Below are 18,175 nucleotides of genomic sequence, written 5' to 3'. Positions count from 1 at the left end.
GTGCGCCTAACTCGACCTGCGAAGAACCGGATCCCATTTCAGAGCAAACCCGGACAAAAGATTGATTCAATTCAACAACATAGAAGCGCATCAGACGACTCCCGCCGCCTGACGGCACCCTTCAACACGCAATGCCGCCGGCCCGGCAAGCGCCGCCGTCGCATGCGCGGAGACGATCTTCGGCACGATCAGCACCGCTTCGCGTCCGGCGCCAACAAGCGCTGCCCCTTCGGCCACGCCGTGACAGCCGGTGTGGGCAAAGACGATCTTGGACGGATTGGCGAGCCGGGAGGCTTCGGCCTCTAGCGTGGCCGCGTCGTAGAAGACTGCAGGAACGGAGAAATGCTTCGCGGCCGCAAGGATCGCCGGTTCCTCGGCGCGGGCGTCGAGCGAGGCGACCAGCCTCAGATCGCCGGCACTGGCACCGGCGTCAGCCAAAGCGCGTTCGGCAAGCGCGATCACCTCTTCGGCCGGCGTGCGGCGCTCGCAGCCGAGCCCGAGCACCAGCCCGGCCTCTTCTTTCATTTGTGCCAGAACGTTATTTTCACGCGATTCCGGACGCAAAACCGCTGCGCACTTTTGCTGGAATTGCTTTGATCCGCTAACCGATGGCATCGGCGGCCGGCTCCCTTCGTCGGTTTTCCTTAACGAAGCGCCGGCTGGAACGAACCGTTCCGGCCGATCTGGACAGCACCGGCTGATGGCCCCCTGGCTGGGTCGGCCGCACCGGACGCTCTTTCAGTCCGCCGAAGCGGACGCCGTCGCATATCCGTCATTTTTACCGGAGCGCGTGAGACCGGTCAAACCGGATTGCGCCATCGCCATGTCGCGATTGACGAAGGCGCACAGTTGCCCGGCGGATCGCTATAGCCGCCTGTGTCGGCCGCCATTCGATCGCCGGCGCCTCCATCCAGAAACACAGCGACTCAGGACAAGGTTTTGATTCCGTGAAAGATTCGAAGGTCGTCCGCCCGGGCGGCCAACAACGCCGCAACAGAAGGCTTTGCAAATCGTGGCCGGCTCTGACACAAGGCGGCAAAACCTCCATACGTCTCCCTCTCCCCGAGTCCCTCCCGTGCAAGATCTCGCCTTCCACCTGCTCGCCTTCTTGTTCGTTGCCGCCTTCATCGCCGGCTTCATCGATTCGATCGCCGGCGGCGGCGGCATGATCACCATTCCCGCCATGCTGATCGCCGGCATTCCGCCCTTGCAGACGCTCGGCACCAACAAGCTGCAGGGGCTGTTCGGCTCGGGTTCGGCAAGCCTTTCCTATGCGCGGCGCGGTCACGTGAACCTGAAAGAGCAATTGCCGATGGCGCTGATGTCGGCGGCAGGCTCCGTGCTGGGGGCGCTGCTTGCAACCATCGTTCCAGGCGACGTCCTGAAGGCCGTGCTGCCCTTCCTGCTGATCGCCATTGCACTCTATTTCGGGCTCAAGCCGAACATGGGCGACGTCGACCAGCACCGTCGGATCACGCCCTTCGTCTTCACGCTGACGCTTGTGCCGTTGATCGGCTTTTACGACGGCGTCTTTGGTCCCGGCACCGGCTCCTTCTTCATGCTCGGCTTCGTCACCCTGGCCGGCTTCGGCGTCTTGAAGGCGACAGCGCATACGAAGTTCCTCAACTTCGGCTCCAACGTCGGCGCCTTTGGCGTATTTCTCTTCTTCGGCGCCATCCTCTGGAAGGTCGGCCTGATGATGGGCGTCGGCCAGTTTCTCGGCGCCCAGGTCGGCTCGCGCTATGCCATGGCCAAGGGCGCCAAGATCATCAAGCCGCTGCTGGTCATCGTCTCGATCGCGCTCGCCATCCGGCTACTCGCCGATCCGACGCATCCGCTCAGGATCTGGCTGGGGCTTTGAGTCCCGGCGCGCATTCCCCGCTCGCCGAGACTCTAACCAGATGCCGCGACTTAGGTGAACGTCACTTGACTGTCAGACCAACGTCGGGCGCGCCTGTGGTTGACCAGCATGAGCATTCTTCGCCTGCTGGCCCGGCGCCGTAACCACATATCTGCTTAGGGGTCTTGCATTGCCGAGGACTGCGCGCTTCAGCACGCGCCTTTGCCTCAGCTTCCACTGCGGCTCTCTGCTTTCGGCTCATCTTCGGCGTGGGAGCCGCCTTTGCTTTGGCTGCCAGCTGGACCGCGGATGCGCTCGCCTTGGTCGTCTGGGCTGGGCCGGTTTCACTGCATGATGCGATTATCAAAAGCGATGCGATAGCAAACGCAACTCTAGCAACGGTCTTCAAGGTACACCCGCGATCTAAACAATGTGGGCATCTATATGCGTGCTTCCAGAAGCCTCATCAAGGCCCCCCGCACAGAGGGCAACCCTAAACGCGGCTGTGCCGCCGCCTCGATTTGCCCACATTAAACGTCTGATGTCGGGGCATGGACAAAGCTGGTATCGCCTTCCTCATGCTCATCTGCGTTCTCGTCGCTCTCGTAATAAGCATTCTGGCGGTTCGGCCGGATTTGGAGACCGCCCCATCGCCGACGCCTGCAATTGTTCCTGCCAACTAGACTAGATGGGGGAACCAAGGCCTTCGCCGGGTGTTGCTGTAGATCGCAACGACCACCGGGAAAGCCGAATGCGTATAGTCGTGATTGCAATAGTCGCCTCGATCATGAGTATACTTGTTTTCAAGTATGTCGACGGCACGTTCGGCAACTCCGAGATTGCCGCAACGGCCGAGGAACTCTCGGACCACTAAGAACGATCAGGACGGCCAACGCAGGATCGCTTCCTGGAAACTGAAGGCGACCACCCTGCGCATAGATGTCGGTCATTGGGTGGTCATGGGGCGATGTCTGAATCTAGGCAATGTGCGGATATGGCGGTGAAATCCTCCCTAGGGCCTGACGAGCATTCCCTGTCATCGACACTCGCTGATACAAAATGCGCTAACCAAAACGAAAGTCGAGTGCGCACCCCCTTGAACCTCTAGCCGCTAGAGATTGCAACTTGCAGGAAATGCGTCGCGGAAGTCGGGCGAGCCAGAGACTGTGAGACAGGCGCCCGGCCGCAAGCGTCCCCCTGTCGTTGCCCAGAGGTTCCAATGTTCACCACCCTGCCCGCCATCCTGATGCTTATCGTCGGCCTGTTCACGCTGGCGCTGGCAGCGCTGCGCCGCGTTCAATCCGGCCGCTCACCCGTCGTGCTGACCTATGGCGACGATGCCGAGGGATTTGCAGGCAAACTCTTTCGCGTGATCGTGGCGGCGCTGGTGGTTCACCTGCTGGCGGTCGCCGCCTTTCCGCAGGTTGTCGACGCGGGATTCGGCCGCATCCCGGCCCTGGACACGCCGTCCATCGCCGCGATCGGCCTCGTGCTGATGGCCCTCGGCGGCGGGCTGACGATGCTGTCGCAATGGGCGATGCGCCATTCCTGGAAGATCGGCATCCCTGAGAAACAGGACGCGCCGCTCGTGACCTCAGGCCTCTACGCCTTCTCGCGCAACCCGATCTATGTCGGCATGGTCACGGAGCTGATCGGCACGGTGCTGGCGGTGCCCAACGTCGTCTCGGTGGCGCTGGCGCGTTCCGCCTGGATCTCGATCTCCTACCAGATCCGCATGGAGGAAACCCACCTCTCCCGCGTTTTTGGCGAGGCATACAGTGCCTATTGCGGGCGTGTCCGCCGGTGGATCTGACTTCGACCATTCGCGCGGCTCACATTGTGCGAACGCGGCCGGACTTTAAAACACCGCCAAAAGCAGCGCCCCAGCGGCAATCAACACGACGCCGAGCCAGTTCATCAGGTTGAGTTTTTCGCCGAGGAAGAGAACGCCGAAGATCGCGACCATGACGATCGACAGCTTGTCGATCGGCGCGACGCGGGCGGCGTCTCCGAGTTTCAGCGCCCGGAAATAGGCAAGCCACGAAGCGCCCGTGGCAAGGCCGGACAGTGCCAGGAACAGCCAGGTGCGCCCCGGGATTTCCGAAGGTTTCTGCCACTGCCCGGTCGCAGCCACAATGCCGGCGAGCACGCAGAGGATGACGACGGTGCGGATCAGCGTCGCGAAGTCGGAGTTGATCTGCGCGACCCCGACCTTGGCGAACACGGCCGTCAGGGCAGCGAAGGCTGCCGAAAGCAGCGCCCAGAACTGCCAGCTCTGGCTCATCAGAACTCGACGCCCTGCTGCGCCTTGATGCCGGAGCGGAACGGATGCTTGATCAGCTCCATCTCGGTGACGAGATCGGCAATCTCGATCAGGTCTTCCTTGGCGTTGCGGCCGGTCAGGACCACGTGGGTCATGTGCGGCTTCTCTTCCTTCAGAAAGCGCACGACTTCGGCGACGTCGATATAGTCGTAGCGCAGCGCGATGTTGATCTCGTCGAGCAGCACCATCGAGTTGCGCTCGTCGCGGATCAGTTCCTTCGCCTTTTCCCAGGCCTTTTCCGCCATCGCCACATCACGCGCGCGGTCCTGCGTTTCCCAGGTAAAGCCTTCGCCGAGCGTGTAGAACTGGCAGACGTCGCCGAAATGCTTTTCGATCAGTTCGCGCTCGCCCGTCGCCATGGCGCCCTTGATGAACTGCACGACGGCGCAGGGCATGCCGTGGGCGATATGGCGGAAGATCATGCCGAAACCGGCGGTCGACTTGCCCTTGCCCTTGCCGGTATTGACGATGATCAGGCCCTTCTCGTCGGTCTTCGTCGCCATGATCTTTTCGCGGGCGGCCTTCTTCTTCGCCATCTTCATGGCGTGGCGGGCATCGTCCTTCTCGGCAACAGGTTCGCCGCTGTTTGTCGTCTCGTCGCTCATGATAACTCCCTCGATTTCCGGTTGGCGGGATGGATGCAAAACCGCAGCTCTGATCCCGCATCTGTTCCTTTTCCGTATTTCACTGAACGCGAAACGGAACCCAAGTCTTTGCTTCCAGGCAATTCCGGACGGAAAACCGTGCCCGGAGCTGCTCTATTCGTTGCCGGCGCGAAGCCGGGTGGCGGCGCCGCTGATGCCACCAAGTTCAAACCGCGCCGAGTTCGAGCGCGGGGTCCAGAGATTGCGGTCGATCGCTTCCAGCAGCCGCTCGGCAAGCTCGGCAAAGGCGGCGGGGTTCTTGTCGCGCAGAAACTCCGCCACCCGCTCGTCGACGACGAAGGCCTGATAGGCGGCCTCGAAGTGATGGTCGCGCACCGCACCCGTGGTCGCGGCAAAGGCGAACATGTAGTCGACGGTGGCGGCGATCTCGAAGGCGCCCTTATAGCCGTGGCGCATGACGCCATCGATCCACTTGGGATTGACGACGCGCGCCCGAACGACGCGGCCGATCTCTTCCTCCAGCGAGCGGATGACAGGCTTTTCCGGCCGGGAATGATCGTTGTGATAGATCGCCGGCCTGGTGCCGCCAAGATGCTCGGCGGCAGCGCTCATGCCGCCTTCGAACTGGTAATAGTCGTCGCTGTCGAGCAGGTCATGCTCGCGGTTGTCCTGGTTCTGCACCACCGCCTCGATCGAGCGCAGGCGCTCCTCGAAGAGATCGCGCTCGGCCTTGCCCTCCTCGCCGGCGCCATAGGCATAGGCGCCCCAGGCGAGATAGGCCTCGGCGAGATCGGCTCTGCTGTCCCAGCCTTTCTCATCGATCAGCGCCTGCAGGCCTGCGCCATAGGCTCCGGGCTTGGCGCCGAAGATGCGATAGGAGGCGCGACGCGCGGCCTCTTGAGCCTCGACGCCTTCTGCCTCCAGCCGCTGGCTTTCCGCCCGCATGCGCGCGGCGATCATGTTGTCGGCATCGTCCTCCTCCAGCGCGCCGACGGCGCGGATCGCCTTGTCGAAGAGGGCGATCTGGTCCGGGAAGGCATCGCGGAAGAAACCGGAAATGCGCAGCGTTACGTCGACGCGCGGCCGGCCGAGCATGGCAAGCGGCACGATCTCGTAGCCCGTGACCCGGCGTGAAACCATGTCCCAGACGGGCTTGGCGCCGATCAGCGCCAGCGCCTGGGCGATGTCGTCGCCGCCGGTGCGCATGTTCGCCGTGCCCCAGGCGGTGAGCCCAAAGGACGACGGCCATTCGCCGTGATCCTGCAGATAGCGGCGGATCAGCAGTTCGGCGGACTTCTTGCCGAGCTCGTAGGCGGCCGGCGTCGGCACCGAGCGGCTGTCGACGGAATAGAAGTTGCGGCCGGTCGGCAGCACGTCCGGCCGGCCTCGTGTCGGCGCTCCAGAGGGACCGGGGGCGACGAAGCGGCCATCGAGGCCGGTGAGAAAGCCGGCCATTTCCGCAGCACCAGAGCCCGTGATCGAGGGCTTGAGGCGGGTTTCGATCTCGTCGAGTACGGCTTGCGTGTTCGTCCAGTCCGCCGGGCAAGGCTGCTCACCCGAGACGAGGCTTGCCGCCAGCAGCTCGATGCGTTCGACCGTGTCGCCGGCAGTGCGCCAGGGGGCGTCGGAGATGTCGGCGAGGATAGCCGGTTTCGGGCCTGTCCACACGTCCGACATCACGCAATCGAGCGGATCGAAGGCGAGTCCCGCATCCGCCGCGATCGCCCGCTGCAGGCTTTGGTCGCCGCCTTCGCCAAGCCCGCGTGGGACGCGCGCCAGAGCCACGGTCAAGTCCGTCAGCAAGCGCCCGTCCGGCGCCACGCCGAAGATATGCAGGCCGTCGCGGATCTGCATTTCCTTGAGGTCGCAGAGATAGGCATCGAGCTTTTCCAGCGCCTTGTCGTCGCTGTCGCCCTTGTCGATACCGGCATCGCTGTCGAGGCCGATGTCGCGCACGAGGTCGAGGATCTGGCGGCTGAGCAGCCGCAGCCGTCGCGGGTCGCCGCCGGCAGCGTCGTAATATTCGTCGACCAGCGCCTCCAGATCCTTGAGCGGCCCGTAGGATTCGGCGCGCGTGAGCGGTGGCGTCAGATGGTCGATGATGACGGCGCTGGTGCGGCGCTTGGCCTGTGTGCCTTCGCCCGGATCGTTGACGATGAACGGATAGACATGCGGCAGCGGCCCGAAGATCGCCTCGGGATAACAGGTCTCGGACAGCGCCAAGGCCTTGCCCGGCAGCCATTCGAGATTGCCGTGCTTGCCCATATGCACGATGGCCTGCGCGCCGAACTGATGGCGCAGTAAGGCATAGAAGGCGAGATAGCCATGCGGCGGCACCAGGTCCGGCGAGTGGTAGCTTTCCTTCGGATCGATGTTGTAGCCGCGCGTCGGCTGGATGCCGACGATGACATCGCCGAAGCGGGCGAGCGGCAGCGCGAAGCCGCCGTCTTGGAAGAACGGATCGGCCTCGGGCGCGCCCCAACGGCCGCCAACTTCATCCTGAATCTGTTTCGGAAGCGAATCAAAGAAGGCGTTGTAATCGCTGAGCGAAATTGTTTCTCTAATTTCACGATCACGGCCTGCCGCATTGGTCGGCCCGGCCATCAGGTAACGCATCAGCGCGTCGCCATCCGCCGGCACCGCCCCTACCACATAACCTTCTCGCGCCATGGCGCCGAGCACCTCGACGGTGCCGGCCGGCGTGTCGAGTCCGACGCCATTGCCGAGGCGGCCGTCGCGGTTCGGATAGTTGGCCATGACGATGGCGATCCGCCGCTCGGCGGGCTTCGTGCGACGCAGCTTCGCCCAGTTGACGGCGAGGCTTGCGGAAAAACACACCCGGTCTTCAAGCGGCTCATGGCCGACAATGTTAGCCTCGACTTTCGCATCGTAGATCGACGCCGCCTTGAACGAGACGGCGCGCGCGAGAATGCGGCCGTCGACCTCCGGCAGCGCAACGTTCATCGCCAGATCGCGCGCCATCAGCCCTTGCGGCGATGTCTCCCATTGCGCCCGCGACGAGCCGGAGAAGATCACCTGCAGCACCGGCGCGCCGGTTGATTCCAGTACCGTCGGCTGCCGGTCGGCACCGGGCGAGGAAACGGCAAAACCGGTGGCGTTCATCACCACATCGGGTGCGGCCTCGGAAAAAATCGCCTGCAGCGTGCCGACGGACACGGCATCCTTGAGGCTCGACACGAACACCGGCAGTACCCGAACCCCTTGCGCCGCCAGCGCATCGATCAGCGCCTCCACCGGCCGTGTCTCGCCACTCTGGACCAGCGCGCGGTAGAAGCAGATGGCGATGGTGGGATTTGCGCATGCGGGGGCTCCAGCCCCCACAACACTCAACCAATCCGAAACCCCGATCACGCCCCGCCCCGGCCACCAGATGCCGGCTTTCAGCAAAGGCTTGGCCGGCTGCGGTTTCTCGGCGCCTGAAACCAGCGCCTCGGCATAGTCGAGGAACAGGCCGGCATTGTCGGCGCCGCCCTCGTTGAAATAGGCCCAGAGCCGCTGGCGGTCATCGGCCTCAACCGTAGAAAACGGTTCAAGGCCCGGGTCCGGCTTGTCGTCGCCCGGCAGCACCGCGATCTGGAAACGGTGAGTGACGGCCGCCGCATGCAAGGCTTCGAGCAGATAGCGGAAATAGCTGGCGCCACCGAGCGGCCGGACGACGATCAGCTTCGCATGACGTGCCGTGCGCTCGACATAGGTGTCGACCGACATCGGGTGCATCAGGCTCATCAGGCTGGCAATGCGCAGACTCAGGCCTCCGTCGCGCCGGCCGTGGGCCGCAGCGATCGAGGAAAGCTCGGTGTCGGCGGCCGACAGGAAGAGGATATCGGCCGGCGTTTGCCCAAGGTCGATCGCCTCGTTGCCGTCGGCGATCGTTCCTTTCTGGGCGAGAAGCAGATGCATGATCTTGTCCGTTCGGGCAATTCCGAACGGAAACGCGTGAAGCGGCTTCCGTCCGGAATTGCGTTATTTCAATGCGTTAGATCATTTCATTCAATGAACGATCAGACGAGCGCAGCAATCGCAGCGCGCACCGCCGCCTCGTCCATGTCGTGCAGGCCGATGACGACGAGGCGCGTGCCGCGCTTTTCGCCGGCCGCCCAGGCCCGGTCGTAATACTGGTCGATGCGGGCACCGACGGCCTGGATCAGCAGGCGCATCGGCTTGCCGGGCACATCGGCAAAACCCTTGAGGCGCAGCACGTCGTGCTCGGCGATGACGCCCTTGAGGCGATCGATGAAGGCGGCCGGATCGGCGATGGCGCCGAGCTCGACGACGAAGCTGTCGAACTCGTCATGGTCGTGCTCCTCGCCCGTTTCATGCTCCATCTCGTGGTGCGACTTGCGGTTGGCGATATCGCTTTCGGTGCCGACGCCGAGGCCGAGCAGGATGGCGGCGGCCACTTCGCCGTTCTTTGCCTCGATCATGGTCGGCTTGCGGCTGGTGCGCGAGGAAACCTCGTCGCGCACGGCCTTGAGGCCGGACGCGTCGATCAGATCGGTCTTGTTGAGCACGATGAGGTCGGCAGCGGTCAGCTGATCCTCGAACAGTTCCTCGATCGGGCTTTCATGGTCGAGATTGTCGTCCTCGACGCGCAGCGCATCGACCTTGTCATGGTCGTCGGCAAAGCGGCCGGCGGCAACAGCAGCGCTGTCGACCACGGTGACGACGCCATCGACGGTGACTTCGCTGCGGATGTCCGGCCAGTTGAAGGCGGCGATCAGCGGCTGCGGCAGCGCCAGGCCCGAGGTCTCGATGATGATATGGTCCGGGCGGTTTTCGCGTTCGAGCAACTTGGTCATGGTCGGGATGAAATCATCGGCAACGGTGCAGCAGATGCAGCCATTGGTAAGTTCGATGATGTCGTCCTCGGTGCAGGCCTCCGCGCCGCAGCCCTTCAAGACGTCGCCGTCGACGCCGAGATCGCCGAACTCGTTGATGATCAGCGCGATGCGCTTGCCGTCGGCGTTCTGCAGCAGATTGCGGATCATCGTCGTCTTGCCGGCGCCGAGGAAGCCGGTGATGACGGTCGCCGGGATCTTGCCGTGGCTGGTTCTCGCAGTGGTCATTATTCAACCCTTCATTTTCAGCGGCAAACCGGCCGCGACAAAGTAAACTTCAGCGGATTTCTCCGCAACGATCTGGTGAAGCCGGCCGGCATGGTCGCGAAACTCGCGGGCCATGCGGTTCTCGGGCACGATGCCGAGGCCGACCTCGTTGGAAACGAAAACGAGGCGCGTCCGCGCCTGCGGCAGGAAGGCGGCGAGCGCTGCGAACTCCGCCTCGATGTCGCGCTCCTCAAGCATGAGATTGGTGACCCACAGCGTCAGGCAGTCGATCAAAACGACATGGGTGGGGTCGTCGATGCGCCGCAGAATGCCGACGAGATCGACCGGCTCCTCGTGCGTCGTCCAGCCTTCGCCGCGGCGCGTCCTGTGATGATCGATGCGCGCGCGCATTTCGTCGTCCCAGGCGCGGCCAGTGGCGACATAATGTTTGGCGAGACCGGACGCTTCGACGAGCTTCTCGGAAAAGCTGGACTTGCCGGAGCGGGCGCCGCCGAGGACCAGGACCGGTCCGGCGCTGGGATTGCTCATCGCGACCGCGCCATGGTCAGCGGCAGATGGCAACAGCCGTTCGACGCGCCGGCGGCGCGTTCGGGAAAGTATCTGAGAGCCAAAACAACCTCCGTGATGGCGTTGGAGACGACACATCTCCTCGGGCGGAATGCCCATGTCGGGTGGCAGGTCTCCTGGCTCACGGCGTCACAGGCCCCACATCGCCTCGCCCCGAATGGACGAGGTTCCGATGTCAGGACCCGAGCGGCCCGCCTCACCTTCCCGGCGCTTTCCAGTGCCACAGCGAACCTTTGCGCGTCGTCTCCGACGCATGGGCGCTGTGGGCGACATCATGAAAGGCGGACGATTCGTAGAAGAAGAGGCGTCCAACCCGGCTGATCACGATGCCACGCCAGTGGCTTTTCCGGCTCGATTCCGCACTGCCTCGATTGCCCCATGCAACCGGCTGGCAGCTCTGAATTTGAGCCCGATGGCGAACCCTGACCGTTCTACAGTCGCGGGGTCGGCTGCGATAAGGATGCCCGGTTTGGGTCCATCCGTCACATTCCCAATTATTCCCCCCAATCGCCACGACAAGGGGGAACCATCCAACATCCGATGATTAGGAAGCGGGCGCCGCAAAGTCAATCGACGCTTGCGACACCTCCCCGGCCGACTTGCGTCGCGCGACGATTTGTCGAGCGCGAAGCCGCACCGGACATGAGGCGAATGGCAGATCGCGAACGAACATATTTTAGCAATTACAGATGTTGCGTTAAACTGCAGCGCCGCGCGTCCTATGGACGCGCAAAGGTCGCTGAACCATCCCGCAACCGACCCGAGGGGCTTCGTTTATCCGGTAGGCACATGGAACGCAGGCTCGCCGCCGTGATGATTGCCGACGTTTGCGGCTATGGGCTGCTTACCCAGGCCGACGAGGAGGGTACCTGCGCCCGCTTTCAGGCCGACCTGCACGAACTATTCGAACAAAGCATCGAGGCGCATCGCGGCCGGCTGATCAAGACCATGGGCGACGGCCTGCTGGTCGAGTTCCACAGCGTCGTCGAGGCGGTCCGATGTGCGGTCGAGGTGCAGCGCGCCAAATCTGAAAGTCGCGGCGTGGACGCGGGGCGGCTGCAATTCCGCATCGGCATCAATCTTGGCGACGTGATCGTCGAGGGCGACGACATTCACGGCGATGGCGTCATCATCGCCGAGCGCCTGCAGAGCCTGGCCGAACCGGGCGGCATCGTCATCTCCGGCACCGCCTACGACCAGGTCGAGAAGCACCTCGATGTCGGTTTCGTCTTTCTCGGCGAGCAGCGCCTGAAACACGTCGGAAAACCGGTTCGGACCTACCGTCTCTGGCTGGACGAAGCCCACGCCGGCAAGCCGAAGGCCAGGGCGCACCGTGGAAGACGCTGGGTCGCCCTGGCAGCGGCATCTGCCCTGGCATTCGCAGCCGCCGCCGGCGCCGCCTGGTGGCGCCCGTGGCAGCCGCCTGCCGACATCCGACCGCCTCAGGCGGTGGACTTCAGCCAGGCAGACAAGCCCTCGATCGCCGTGCTTCCGTTTGCCAATGTCAGCGATGACCCCAAGCAGGAATTCTTCGCCAATGGCATGACCGACGGCCTTGTCACCGAACTGGCCCAGATCTCCGGCCTGTTCGTCATCGCGCGCAACTCGACCTTCACCTACAAGGGGAGATCGGTGACAGCCAGGCAGGTGTCGGAAGAGCTCGGTGTCCGATATGTGCTTGAAGGCAGCGTCCAGCGTGCCGGAGAGCAGCTTCGCATCAATGCGCAGCTCATAGATTCCCTTGATGGCGGACACGTCTGGGCCGGAAAGTTCGACGGATCGCTCACCGATGCCTTTGCGCTGCAGGACGAAGTGATGCGCGGCATTGCCGAAGCGCTTGCGTTGCGGCTGGACCCTGACCAGCAGATGGCCTTCGGGCGCAAGGAAACGGCCGTGCCAGCGGCCTTCGATGCGTTCCTGCGCGGCTGGGAGCATCACCGGCGCACCACGCCCGAAGACTTCGCGAAGGCCCTGCCCTACTTCGACCAGGCGATTGCGCTCGATCCCGCCTATGGACGTGCCTATGCCGCCGCAGCCATGGTCTATGCGCGCATTTACCTGTGGCGCTGGCACTATCAGCTGGGCATCACGCGCTTCGAGGCGCGAGCCAAGGCGCGGCAGTTTCTGCGGATGGCGCAGAAACATAAGACGGCACTCGCCTATCAGGCAGCGGCCCTCCTTGCCGAAGTGGACTGGCGGCATGCCGACGCGCTCGCAGACCTCAAGGAAGCGATCGCGCTGGAACCCGGCGACTCCTGGAGCTACGCATTGACGGCCTTCGTCCTGACATCCGCCGGCCGGCCGGCGGAGGCTCTGCCCTATATCCGCACGGCGATCCGCCTCGATCCGCACTCCCCGTCCTTCTTCCTGTACGTCCTCGGCCTGACGCAGTTCAGCCTGGAGGATTTCGAAGCGGCAGCGGCAGCGGCGAAAAGCAGTATCGCACTCAACCCCCAGGATGACGGTCCTTTCCTTCTCCTTGCCTCTGCCGCCGGACATCTCGGTCACCGCGCGGAGGCTGAGGCGGCAGTCGCCCGCTACGACGCGCTTCGCATCAGCCGTGGCGGAACGCCCGTCTGCATTTCAGAGCGCCCGCCGCTGGACCTGGCGCAGCCGCATGCCAGCGAGAAGCTCTATCAGGGACTGCGCCTGGCGGGCGTGCCTGAGACCCTGATGAACACCGACGTCAGCATTCGCGACAGGCTGCCAGCCGATGAGCTCCGTTCGTTGTTCTTCGGGCACCGGTTGCGTGGACGCATGCTGGATTCGGGCGAGGAACATGAAGCTGTCGTTTCGCCCGAGGGCATCGCCACCTTGACGGGAGACTGGGCTTCGCTCGGCGCCGGCAGGATGAGCAACGTCGAGGTCCGGTTCGAGAAGGACGAGGTTTGTTTCCTGTGGCTGAAAACGACGAACCTTTGTGGGATGGTCTCGCGGAACCCCGGAGGACTGAGCGCCCGAGAAAACGAGTTCATCTGGTACCACGGCGACAGAGCCTTCACCTTCTCGCAGGTGCGCTAGCCACGGCAGAAGCGACGCAGGCGCCAAACCGGTTGCGGCCCTAGTGCGTCACCCGCTCCAGCACGCTGAACTGGAAGGCCTGCGTCGAGTTCCACGGCGTCGTGTGCTGGTGCATGATATGCTCGACAAGCCGGAAGGACGGTCCGATCACTTCGGCCAGCGCCGCCGGGTCGTAACGCGCCACGGGCAGACCGCTGCAGCGCTCCGGACCATCGGGCGCGAAGGTGGCGATAACGGCGTGTCCGCCCGGAACGACGGCCGCCGTCAGGCGTTCGATATAGGCCGCCCGGTCGTCCGGATTGGTCAGGAAATGAAAGGCGGCGCGGTCGTGCCAGATGTCGTAGGTCCGATCCGGCCGCCAAGCGGTCACATCGGCCGCAACCCAGTGGACCGCGTCGGCCCGCAGCCCGAGCCTTGCCCTGGCGGCATCGAGCGCCGCCGGCGACAGATCGAGCACCGTAACTGATTTCATGCCCTCGTCGAGCAGCGCATCCACCAGCCGCGAGGCGCCGCCGCCGACATCGATCAGCGACGCGGTGGCGATCGTCACGTGCCTGCGGATGAGATCGAGCGAAACGGCGGGCGCATCTTCGAACCAGCTGACCCCCGCTTCGCCTTTCGATTGATAGGCTTTGTCCCAATGGGCTCGTCTGGTTTCGTCCTGCATTGCAACACCTGTCTCCGAGCGCGCGGCCGTAGTTGAGCGCTCCTTTCTTCCCAGTGAATTCTACAGCGGAACGGTGGAAGATGCTGGGGTTTGAGGCTGGTCCCTTCTGTCGCCCGGATCCCGACGATCTCCGCTGACGCCCCCTTCTTCGGCTATCTGCCAAGCAGCCCGTCCAGCCAGCGCCGGTCGAGTACCGCCTCCAGCTCGCCGGCGACATCGTCAAGCGCCGCGTCCACCGACTGGCGGTAGTTGCTCGCCCCGCCTTCGATGCCGAAACTCTGCAAAAGTGCTGTGCGATAGGCGTCGCTCGTGAACAGCCCGTGCAGATAGGTGCCCATCACCCGGCCGTCGGCAGAAAGCGCGCCATCCGCACGGTTGTCGATGCGCACCGAAGGCCGGTCGCAATCGGCCCCTTGCGTCTTGCCCAGGTGGATCTCGTAGCCCTCAAGCGCCACGTCATGCTCCAGCGACCAGGCGCGGCTGTTGCGCACCGTCTTTTCCGGCGCCATCTCGGTCTCGACGTCGAGAAGCCCGAGGCCCTCGACGGCGCGCTCGCCGCCCTCGATACCGAGCGGATCGGTCACGCGCCGGCCGAGCATCTGGTAGCCGCCGCAAATGCCGATGACCCGTCCACCTCGGCGCACATGGCGCTCAAGATCGCGATCCCAGCCTTGAGCCCGAAAATCGATGAGGTCACCGATGGTCGATTTCGACCCAGGGATGACGACGAGGCTTGCGTCAGCGGGGATCGGGTTGCCCGGCCGGACGAAGACGAGATCGACCTCCGGCTCGGCGGCCAGCGGATCGAGATCGTCGAAATTGGCGATGCGCGACAGCACCGGTACGGCGACCTTCAGCGCCCGCCCCTCGCCGCGCGTCAGTTTCTCCAGCACGACCGAATCTTCTGCCGGCAGCCTGGCCGCCGCCTTCAACCACGGCACGACGCCAAAACAAGGCCAGCCGGTGAAGCGGTTGACGGCGGCGATGCCATCATCGAACAGCGTGACGTCGCCGCGGAACTTGTTGATAAGGTACCCGGTGACCATGCGCCGGTCCTCGTCCGAAAGGATCGCATGGGTGCCGACGAGCGAGGCGATCACCCCGCCGCGGTCGATATCGCCCACGAGCACGACCGGCACGTCGGCGCGTGTCGCAAAGCCCATATTGGCGATATCGCCGGCCCTGAGGTTGATCTCCGCCGGCGAGCCCGCGCCCTCCACCACCACGAGATCGGCGCCGGCCGAGATCTGTTCGAAGCTTTCCAGCACGGCGCCAAGCAGCTTCGGTTTCAGCGCCTGGTACTCCCGGCCCTTGGCCTGCCCCGTCACCTTGCCCTGCACGACGATCTGGCTGCCGACGTCGGACTGCGGCTTCAAAAGCACGGGATTCATGTGCACGGACGACGGCACGCGCGCGGCCAGCGCCTGCAGCCATTGCGCCCGGCCGATCTCGCCGCCGTCGTCGGAAACGGCGGCGTTGTTCGACATGTTCTGCGGCTTGAACGGCCGGACCTTTAAGCCCCGATTGGCGGCGAGCCGACAGAGCCCCGCCACCAGTACCGATTTTCCGACATCCGAGCCGGTTCCCTGCAACATGATCCTGCGTGTCATGCGGCCATCGGTAACACTGAAACGGTCAGCGGCAAAGGTCTGTTTCGACACGATTTCGCCGCAATCGAGCGAGGCTTCTCACGCATTGTTTCGGCCTATCGCAAGGCTTGTCGAAAATGCCGCGGCCGGTAGCCAAATTGCGACATCGCATGGCGAGTTTGGCATTCATTCTATTGCAGCGCACACCTATATCAGCGGCATAGCAACAAGCCCCCCGGAGGATAGGCCTCCGGCCTCTCAAGGTTCACGTCCATGCTGTACATCTTCAGCAAGCCCAACTTCGTCCAGATCGCCTGGAACTCCAAGGTTCCGACCAGCCAGTCGCGCGTGCGCAACCTCGTCGTCGACGCTCCCTTCGGTCCGCTCGGCTTCATCCGTACGTCGAACGTCGGCTAGGTCCGCGATCGGGGCGCAGATGCCCCTTCCAGCTCTCCTCCCAGAGCCTCCTCCACCGCCCCATCCGGGGCGGTTTTTTTATGTCCGACGCTGGTGCTGAAATGCGAAGGCCGCATCAACCTCGAAAAGAGGGATGCGGCCGCCCAAAAAACGCCTGGTCACTTCGGGGTAACGCACCGAAGGTTCGCTTGAAATCCGGGACGCACTACCTGATCCGGACCCGCGGCAGTCCCTCGCCGCGAGAAGAACAATTAGCTGGACATCGTTACCGGATGGTTATTGAGGATTTAACCAAAGATGAATTTCGGCATTTTTTGAATTTTTTTCGCGACATGCGCGACAATCGCCGTGACGCAATCACGACAGGAAACGTCAGTATCTCGACAGGGATTCGATCGATGTGGCGCATAGCGCCATTTTTTGCGGCAGGAATTGTCGGCATTGCTTAAATTCGGCCTTTCTCATGCTCAAAAAGCGCCCGTCAGCGATGTCGCAGACAGAACGCGTAAAGAGCGGCGGCAACCCGACGTTCCGATTGAAGAGGTTGATTTCTCAACGAGAATACTTAGGCTTGGCTGGCGGTATAAGAGGAGATTGGCTGGCGACAGGGTTCCGCGGCCAGGGCTGAAAACGAACTCCCGCACCGTCCGCAGCAAGGGTGAACCTTGGCTTGATTTGATGCCGAACCCCAGGCTGCATAGTTGCTCCGGGTGACGGAGGATGCTCGGCATCCGCCGTGGGTTCCCGTTTGGATATTGGCTGCAAATAAAGACTGGGAGGTCTTGCAACATGAAGAAACTCCTCGCTTCCACCATTCTCGCCGCGGGCCTCTATGCTCTGGCGGGTTCCGCACAGGCTGCGGAATGCGGTGAAGTCAGCATTGCCGAAATGAACTGGGCTTCCGCCGGCGTCGCCGCCCAGGTGGACAAGTTCATTCTCGAAAACGGTTACGGCTGCACCGTGACGCTGGTCACCGGCGACACCATGCCGACCTTCGCTTCCATGAACGAAAAGTCGCAACCCGACATGGCGCCGGAACTCTGGGTCAACGCCGTGCGCACGCCGCTCGACGCCGCGATCAAGGAAGGCCGGCTGATCGAAGCCGCCAAGATCTTGAGCGAAGGCGGCATCGAGGGCTGGTGGATCCCGAAATTCCTCGCAGACGCGCATCCTGACATCAAGACGGTGCAGGACGCCCTGAAGCATCCGGAACTCTTCCCGTCGCCGGAAGATTCGTCGAAGGCCGCCGTTCACAATTGCCCGTCGGGCTGGAACTGCCAGGTCTCGACCGCCAATCTCTATCGGGCACTGGACGCGGAAAAAGCCGGCTTCCTGCTGGTCGATACCGGTTCGGCCGCCGGCCTCGATGGCTCGATCGCCAACGCCTTCGAAAAGAAGACCGGCTGGCTCGGCTACTACTGGGCGCCGACCGCCATTCTCGGCAAGTACGAAATGACCCGCCTCTCCTTCGGCGTCGACCACGACAAGGCCGACTGGGACGCCTGCACCGCCGTTCCTGACTGCCCGACACCGAAGGTCAACTCCTACCCGGTTTCCGACGTCTACACGGTCGTGACCAAGTCCTTCTCCGAGAAGGCCGGCGTCGCCATGGATTACGTCAAGGCGCGCAAGTGGGACAACGGCACCGTCAACAAGGTTCTCGCCTGGATGGACCAGAACCAGGGTACCAACGAGGATGGCGCCAAGCACTTCCTCGCCGAGTTCCCGGACATGTGGACCCAGTGGGTGAGCCCGGAAGTGGCCGAAAAGGTCAAGGCGGCACTCTGACACGACACAAGGGCAGGCGCGCCGTCCCTGACGGCCGCCTGTCCGTTCCGGTTGTGATGCCGGAACGGGGACAATGCAGCGCTCTTGCGGGTTCCGTTCGAGCGCGCGTCGTTCCAGAGGCGGCGAAGCGAGGCCGTCCGCGTCGCAAACAGTAAAGCGGACGCCACATTTCGCTGACACAGTTCAAGAGCCGGGCCCAAAGAGGCCACCAGCAGTGTGCGCAGGCATCGACGCAAATCGATGCCGAGACGCAACCGGCGAGATAAAAGAC

The 18,175-nt window shown here is 63.5% G+C and carries 15 protein-coding genes and 1 riboswitch; of the genes, 7 read left to right on the top strand and 8 right to left on the bottom strand.

Annotated features, from left to right (window positions below):
• Positions 1-90 precede the first annotated feature (90 nt).
• Entirely contained in the window at positions 91-525 is a 435-nt protein-coding gene (locus ASE60_RS25575) for a cobalamin biosynthesis protein (protein ID WP_057254195.1), read from the bottom strand.
• A 550-nt stretch (positions 526-1,075) separates the two neighbouring features.
• On the opposite strand from ASE60_RS25575, the gene ASE60_RS25570 reads away from it, so the two are divergent.
• The 3 genes from ASE60_RS25570 to ASE60_RS25565 all read left to right on the top strand — a co-directional run bounded on the left by ASE60_RS25570 (position 1,076) and on the right by ASE60_RS25565 (position 3,653).
• The gene (locus ASE60_RS25570; RefSeq protein WP_057254193.1) at positions 1,076-1,861 is read left to right on the top strand and encodes a TSUP family transporter; all 786 of its coding nucleotides are present in this window, start codon (positions 1,076-1,078) and stop codon (positions 1,859-1,861) included.
• Positions 1,862-2,591: 730 nt separating this feature from the next.
• Complete coding sequence (locus tag ASE60_RS36105) at positions 2,592-2,714, top strand: hypothetical protein (RefSeq protein ID WP_280137728.1); 123 nt, start codon at positions 2,592-2,594, stop codon at positions 2,712-2,714.
• A gap of 345 nt (positions 2,715-3,059) precedes the next feature.
• Positions 3,060-3,653, top strand: a complete 594-nt coding sequence (locus ASE60_RS25565; RefSeq protein WP_057254191.1) for an isoprenylcysteine carboxylmethyltransferase family protein — start codon at positions 3,060-3,062, stop codon at positions 3,651-3,653.
• Positions 3,654-3,698: 45 nt separating this feature from the next.
• Here the strand turns inward: ASE60_RS25565 and ASE60_RS25560 are convergent, their stop codons facing one another.
• The 5 genes from ASE60_RS25560 to cobU all read right to left on the bottom strand — a co-directional run bounded on the left by ASE60_RS25560 (position 3,699) and on the right by cobU (position 10,383).
• Complete coding sequence (locus ASE60_RS25560) at positions 3,699-4,124, bottom strand: EamA family transporter (RefSeq protein WP_057254189.1); 426 nt, start codon at positions 4,122-4,124, stop codon at positions 3,699-3,701.
• Positions 4,124-4,768: a cob(I)yrinic acid a,c-diamide adenosyltransferase gene (cobO, locus tag ASE60_RS25555; protein ID WP_057254188.1), complete on the bottom strand. Its 645-nt coding sequence runs from the start codon at positions 4,766-4,768 to the stop codon at positions 4,124-4,126. The genes ASE60_RS25560 and cobO overlap by 1 nt, the downstream gene beginning before the upstream one ends.
• Positions 4,769-4,921: 153 nt before the next feature.
• Positions 4,922-8,689: a cobaltochelatase subunit CobN gene (cobN, locus tag ASE60_RS25550; protein ID WP_057254186.1), complete on the bottom strand. Its 3,768-nt coding sequence runs from the start codon at positions 8,687-8,689 to the stop codon at positions 4,922-4,924.
• A gap of 101 nt (positions 8,690-8,790) precedes the next feature.
• The gene (gene cobW, locus ASE60_RS25545; protein ID WP_057254185.1) at positions 8,791-9,855 is read right to left on the bottom strand and encodes a cobalamin biosynthesis protein CobW; all 1,065 of its coding nucleotides are present in this window, start codon (positions 9,853-9,855) and stop codon (positions 8,791-8,793) included.
• 3 nt (positions 9,856-9,858) lie between these two features.
• Positions 9,859-10,383: a bifunctional adenosylcobinamide kinase/adenosylcobinamide-phosphate guanylyltransferase gene (gene cobU / locus ASE60_RS25540; protein WP_057254183.1), complete on the bottom strand. Its 525-nt coding sequence runs from the start codon at positions 10,381-10,383 to the stop codon at positions 9,859-9,861.
• 127 nt (positions 10,384-10,510) lie between these two features.
• A riboswitch (cobalamin riboswitch) is annotated at positions 10,511-10,968 on the bottom strand.
• 243 nt (positions 10,969-11,211) lie between these two features.
• On the opposite strand from cobU, the gene ASE60_RS25535 reads away from it, so the two are divergent.
• The gene (locus tag ASE60_RS25535; RefSeq protein ID WP_057254181.1) at positions 11,212-13,443 is read left to right on the top strand and encodes an adenylate/guanylate cyclase domain-containing protein; all 2,232 of its coding nucleotides are present in this window, start codon (positions 11,212-11,214) and stop codon (positions 13,441-13,443) included.
• A gap of 40 nt (positions 13,444-13,483) precedes the next feature.
• Here ASE60_RS25535 and ASE60_RS25530 read toward each other — a convergent pair whose 3' ends face one another.
• A complete protein-coding gene (locus ASE60_RS25530; protein WP_057254179.1) occupies positions 13,484-14,110 on the bottom strand; it encodes a class I SAM-dependent methyltransferase in 627 nt (208 codons plus the stop codon).
• Between the two features lie 152 nt (positions 14,111-14,262).
• Positions 14,263-15,720: a cobyric acid synthase gene (locus ASE60_RS25525; protein WP_057254464.1), complete on the bottom strand. Its 1,458-nt coding sequence runs from the start codon at positions 15,718-15,720 to the stop codon at positions 14,263-14,265.
• A gap of 252 nt (positions 15,721-15,972) precedes the next feature.
• On the opposite strand from ASE60_RS25525, the gene ASE60_RS35305 reads away from it, so the two are divergent.
• The 3 genes from ASE60_RS35305 to ASE60_RS25520 all read left to right on the top strand — a co-directional run bounded on the left by ASE60_RS35305 (position 15,973) and on the right by ASE60_RS25520 (position 17,904).
• Positions 15,973-16,116: a hypothetical protein gene (locus tag ASE60_RS35305; RefSeq protein ID WP_093234608.1), complete on the top strand. Its 144-nt coding sequence runs from the start codon at positions 15,973-15,975 to the stop codon at positions 16,114-16,116.
• A gap of 188 nt (positions 16,117-16,304) precedes the next feature.
• Positions 16,305-16,565 (top strand): hypothetical protein, encoded by a 261-nt coding sequence (locus ASE60_RS34875; protein WP_210178392.1) that lies wholly within the window; start codon positions 16,305-16,307, stop codon positions 16,563-16,565.
• Between the two features lie 340 nt (positions 16,566-16,905).
• Entirely contained in the window at positions 16,906-17,904 is a 999-nt protein-coding gene (locus ASE60_RS25520; protein ID WP_057254177.1) for an ABC transporter substrate-binding protein, read from the top strand.
• Positions 17,905-18,175 lie beyond the last annotated feature (271 nt).

This window comes from Ensifer sp. Root278 (assembly GCF_001429285.1).
Lineage (GTDB): Bacteria > Pseudomonadota > Alphaproteobacteria > Rhizobiales > Rhizobiaceae > Ensifer.
This window is presented reverse-complemented; position numbering and strand designations above follow the sequence as displayed.

Bases quoted from the DNA above. Each gene is read 5' to 3' on its own strand.
- ASE60_RS35305 (WP_093234608.1), top strand. From the start codon at position 15,973: ATGCTGTACATCTTCAGCAAGCCCAACTTCGTCCAGATCGCCTGGAAC.
- ASE60_RS25560 (WP_057254189.1), bottom strand. From the start codon at position 4,124: ATGAGCCAGAGCTGGCAGTTCTGGGCGCTGCTTTCGGCAGCCTTCGCT.
- ASE60_RS25575 (WP_057254195.1), bottom strand. From the start codon at position 525: ATGAAAGAAGAGGCCGGGCTGGTGCTCGGGCTCGGCTGCGAGCGCCGC.
- ASE60_RS25530 (WP_057254179.1), bottom strand. From the start codon at position 14,110: ATGCAGGACGAAACCAGACGAGCCCATTGGGACAAAGCCTATCAATCG.
- cobO (WP_057254188.1), bottom strand. From the start codon at position 4,768: ATGAGCGACGAGACGACAAACAGCGGCGAACCTGTTGCCGAGAAGGAC.
- cobW (WP_057254185.1), bottom strand. From the start codon at position 9,855: ATGACCACTGCGAGAACCAGCCACGGCAAGATCCCGGCGACCGTCATC.
- ASE60_RS25565 (WP_057254191.1), top strand. From the start codon at position 3,060: ATGTTCACCACCCTGCCCGCCATCCTGATGCTTATCGTCGGCCTGTTC.
- ASE60_RS36105 (WP_280137728.1), top strand. From the start codon at position 2,592: ATGCGTATAGTCGTGATTGCAATAGTCGCCTCGATCATGAGTATACTT.
- ASE60_RS25520 (WP_057254177.1), top strand. From the start codon at position 16,906: ATGAAGAAACTCCTCGCTTCCACCATTCTCGCCGCGGGCCTCTATGCT.
- cobU (WP_057254183.1), bottom strand. From the start codon at position 10,383: ATGAGCAATCCCAGCGCCGGACCGGTCCTGGTCCTCGGCGGCGCCCGC.
- cobN (WP_057254186.1), bottom strand. From the start codon at position 8,689: ATGCATCTGCTTCTCGCCCAGAAAGGAACGATCGCCGACGGCAACGAG.
- ASE60_RS25525 (WP_057254464.1), bottom strand. From the start codon at position 15,720: ATGACACGCAGGATCATGTTGCAGGGAACCGGCTCGGATGTCGGAAAA.
- ASE60_RS25535 (WP_057254181.1), top strand. From the start codon at position 11,212: ATGGAACGCAGGCTCGCCGCCGTGATGATTGCCGACGTTTGCGGCTAT.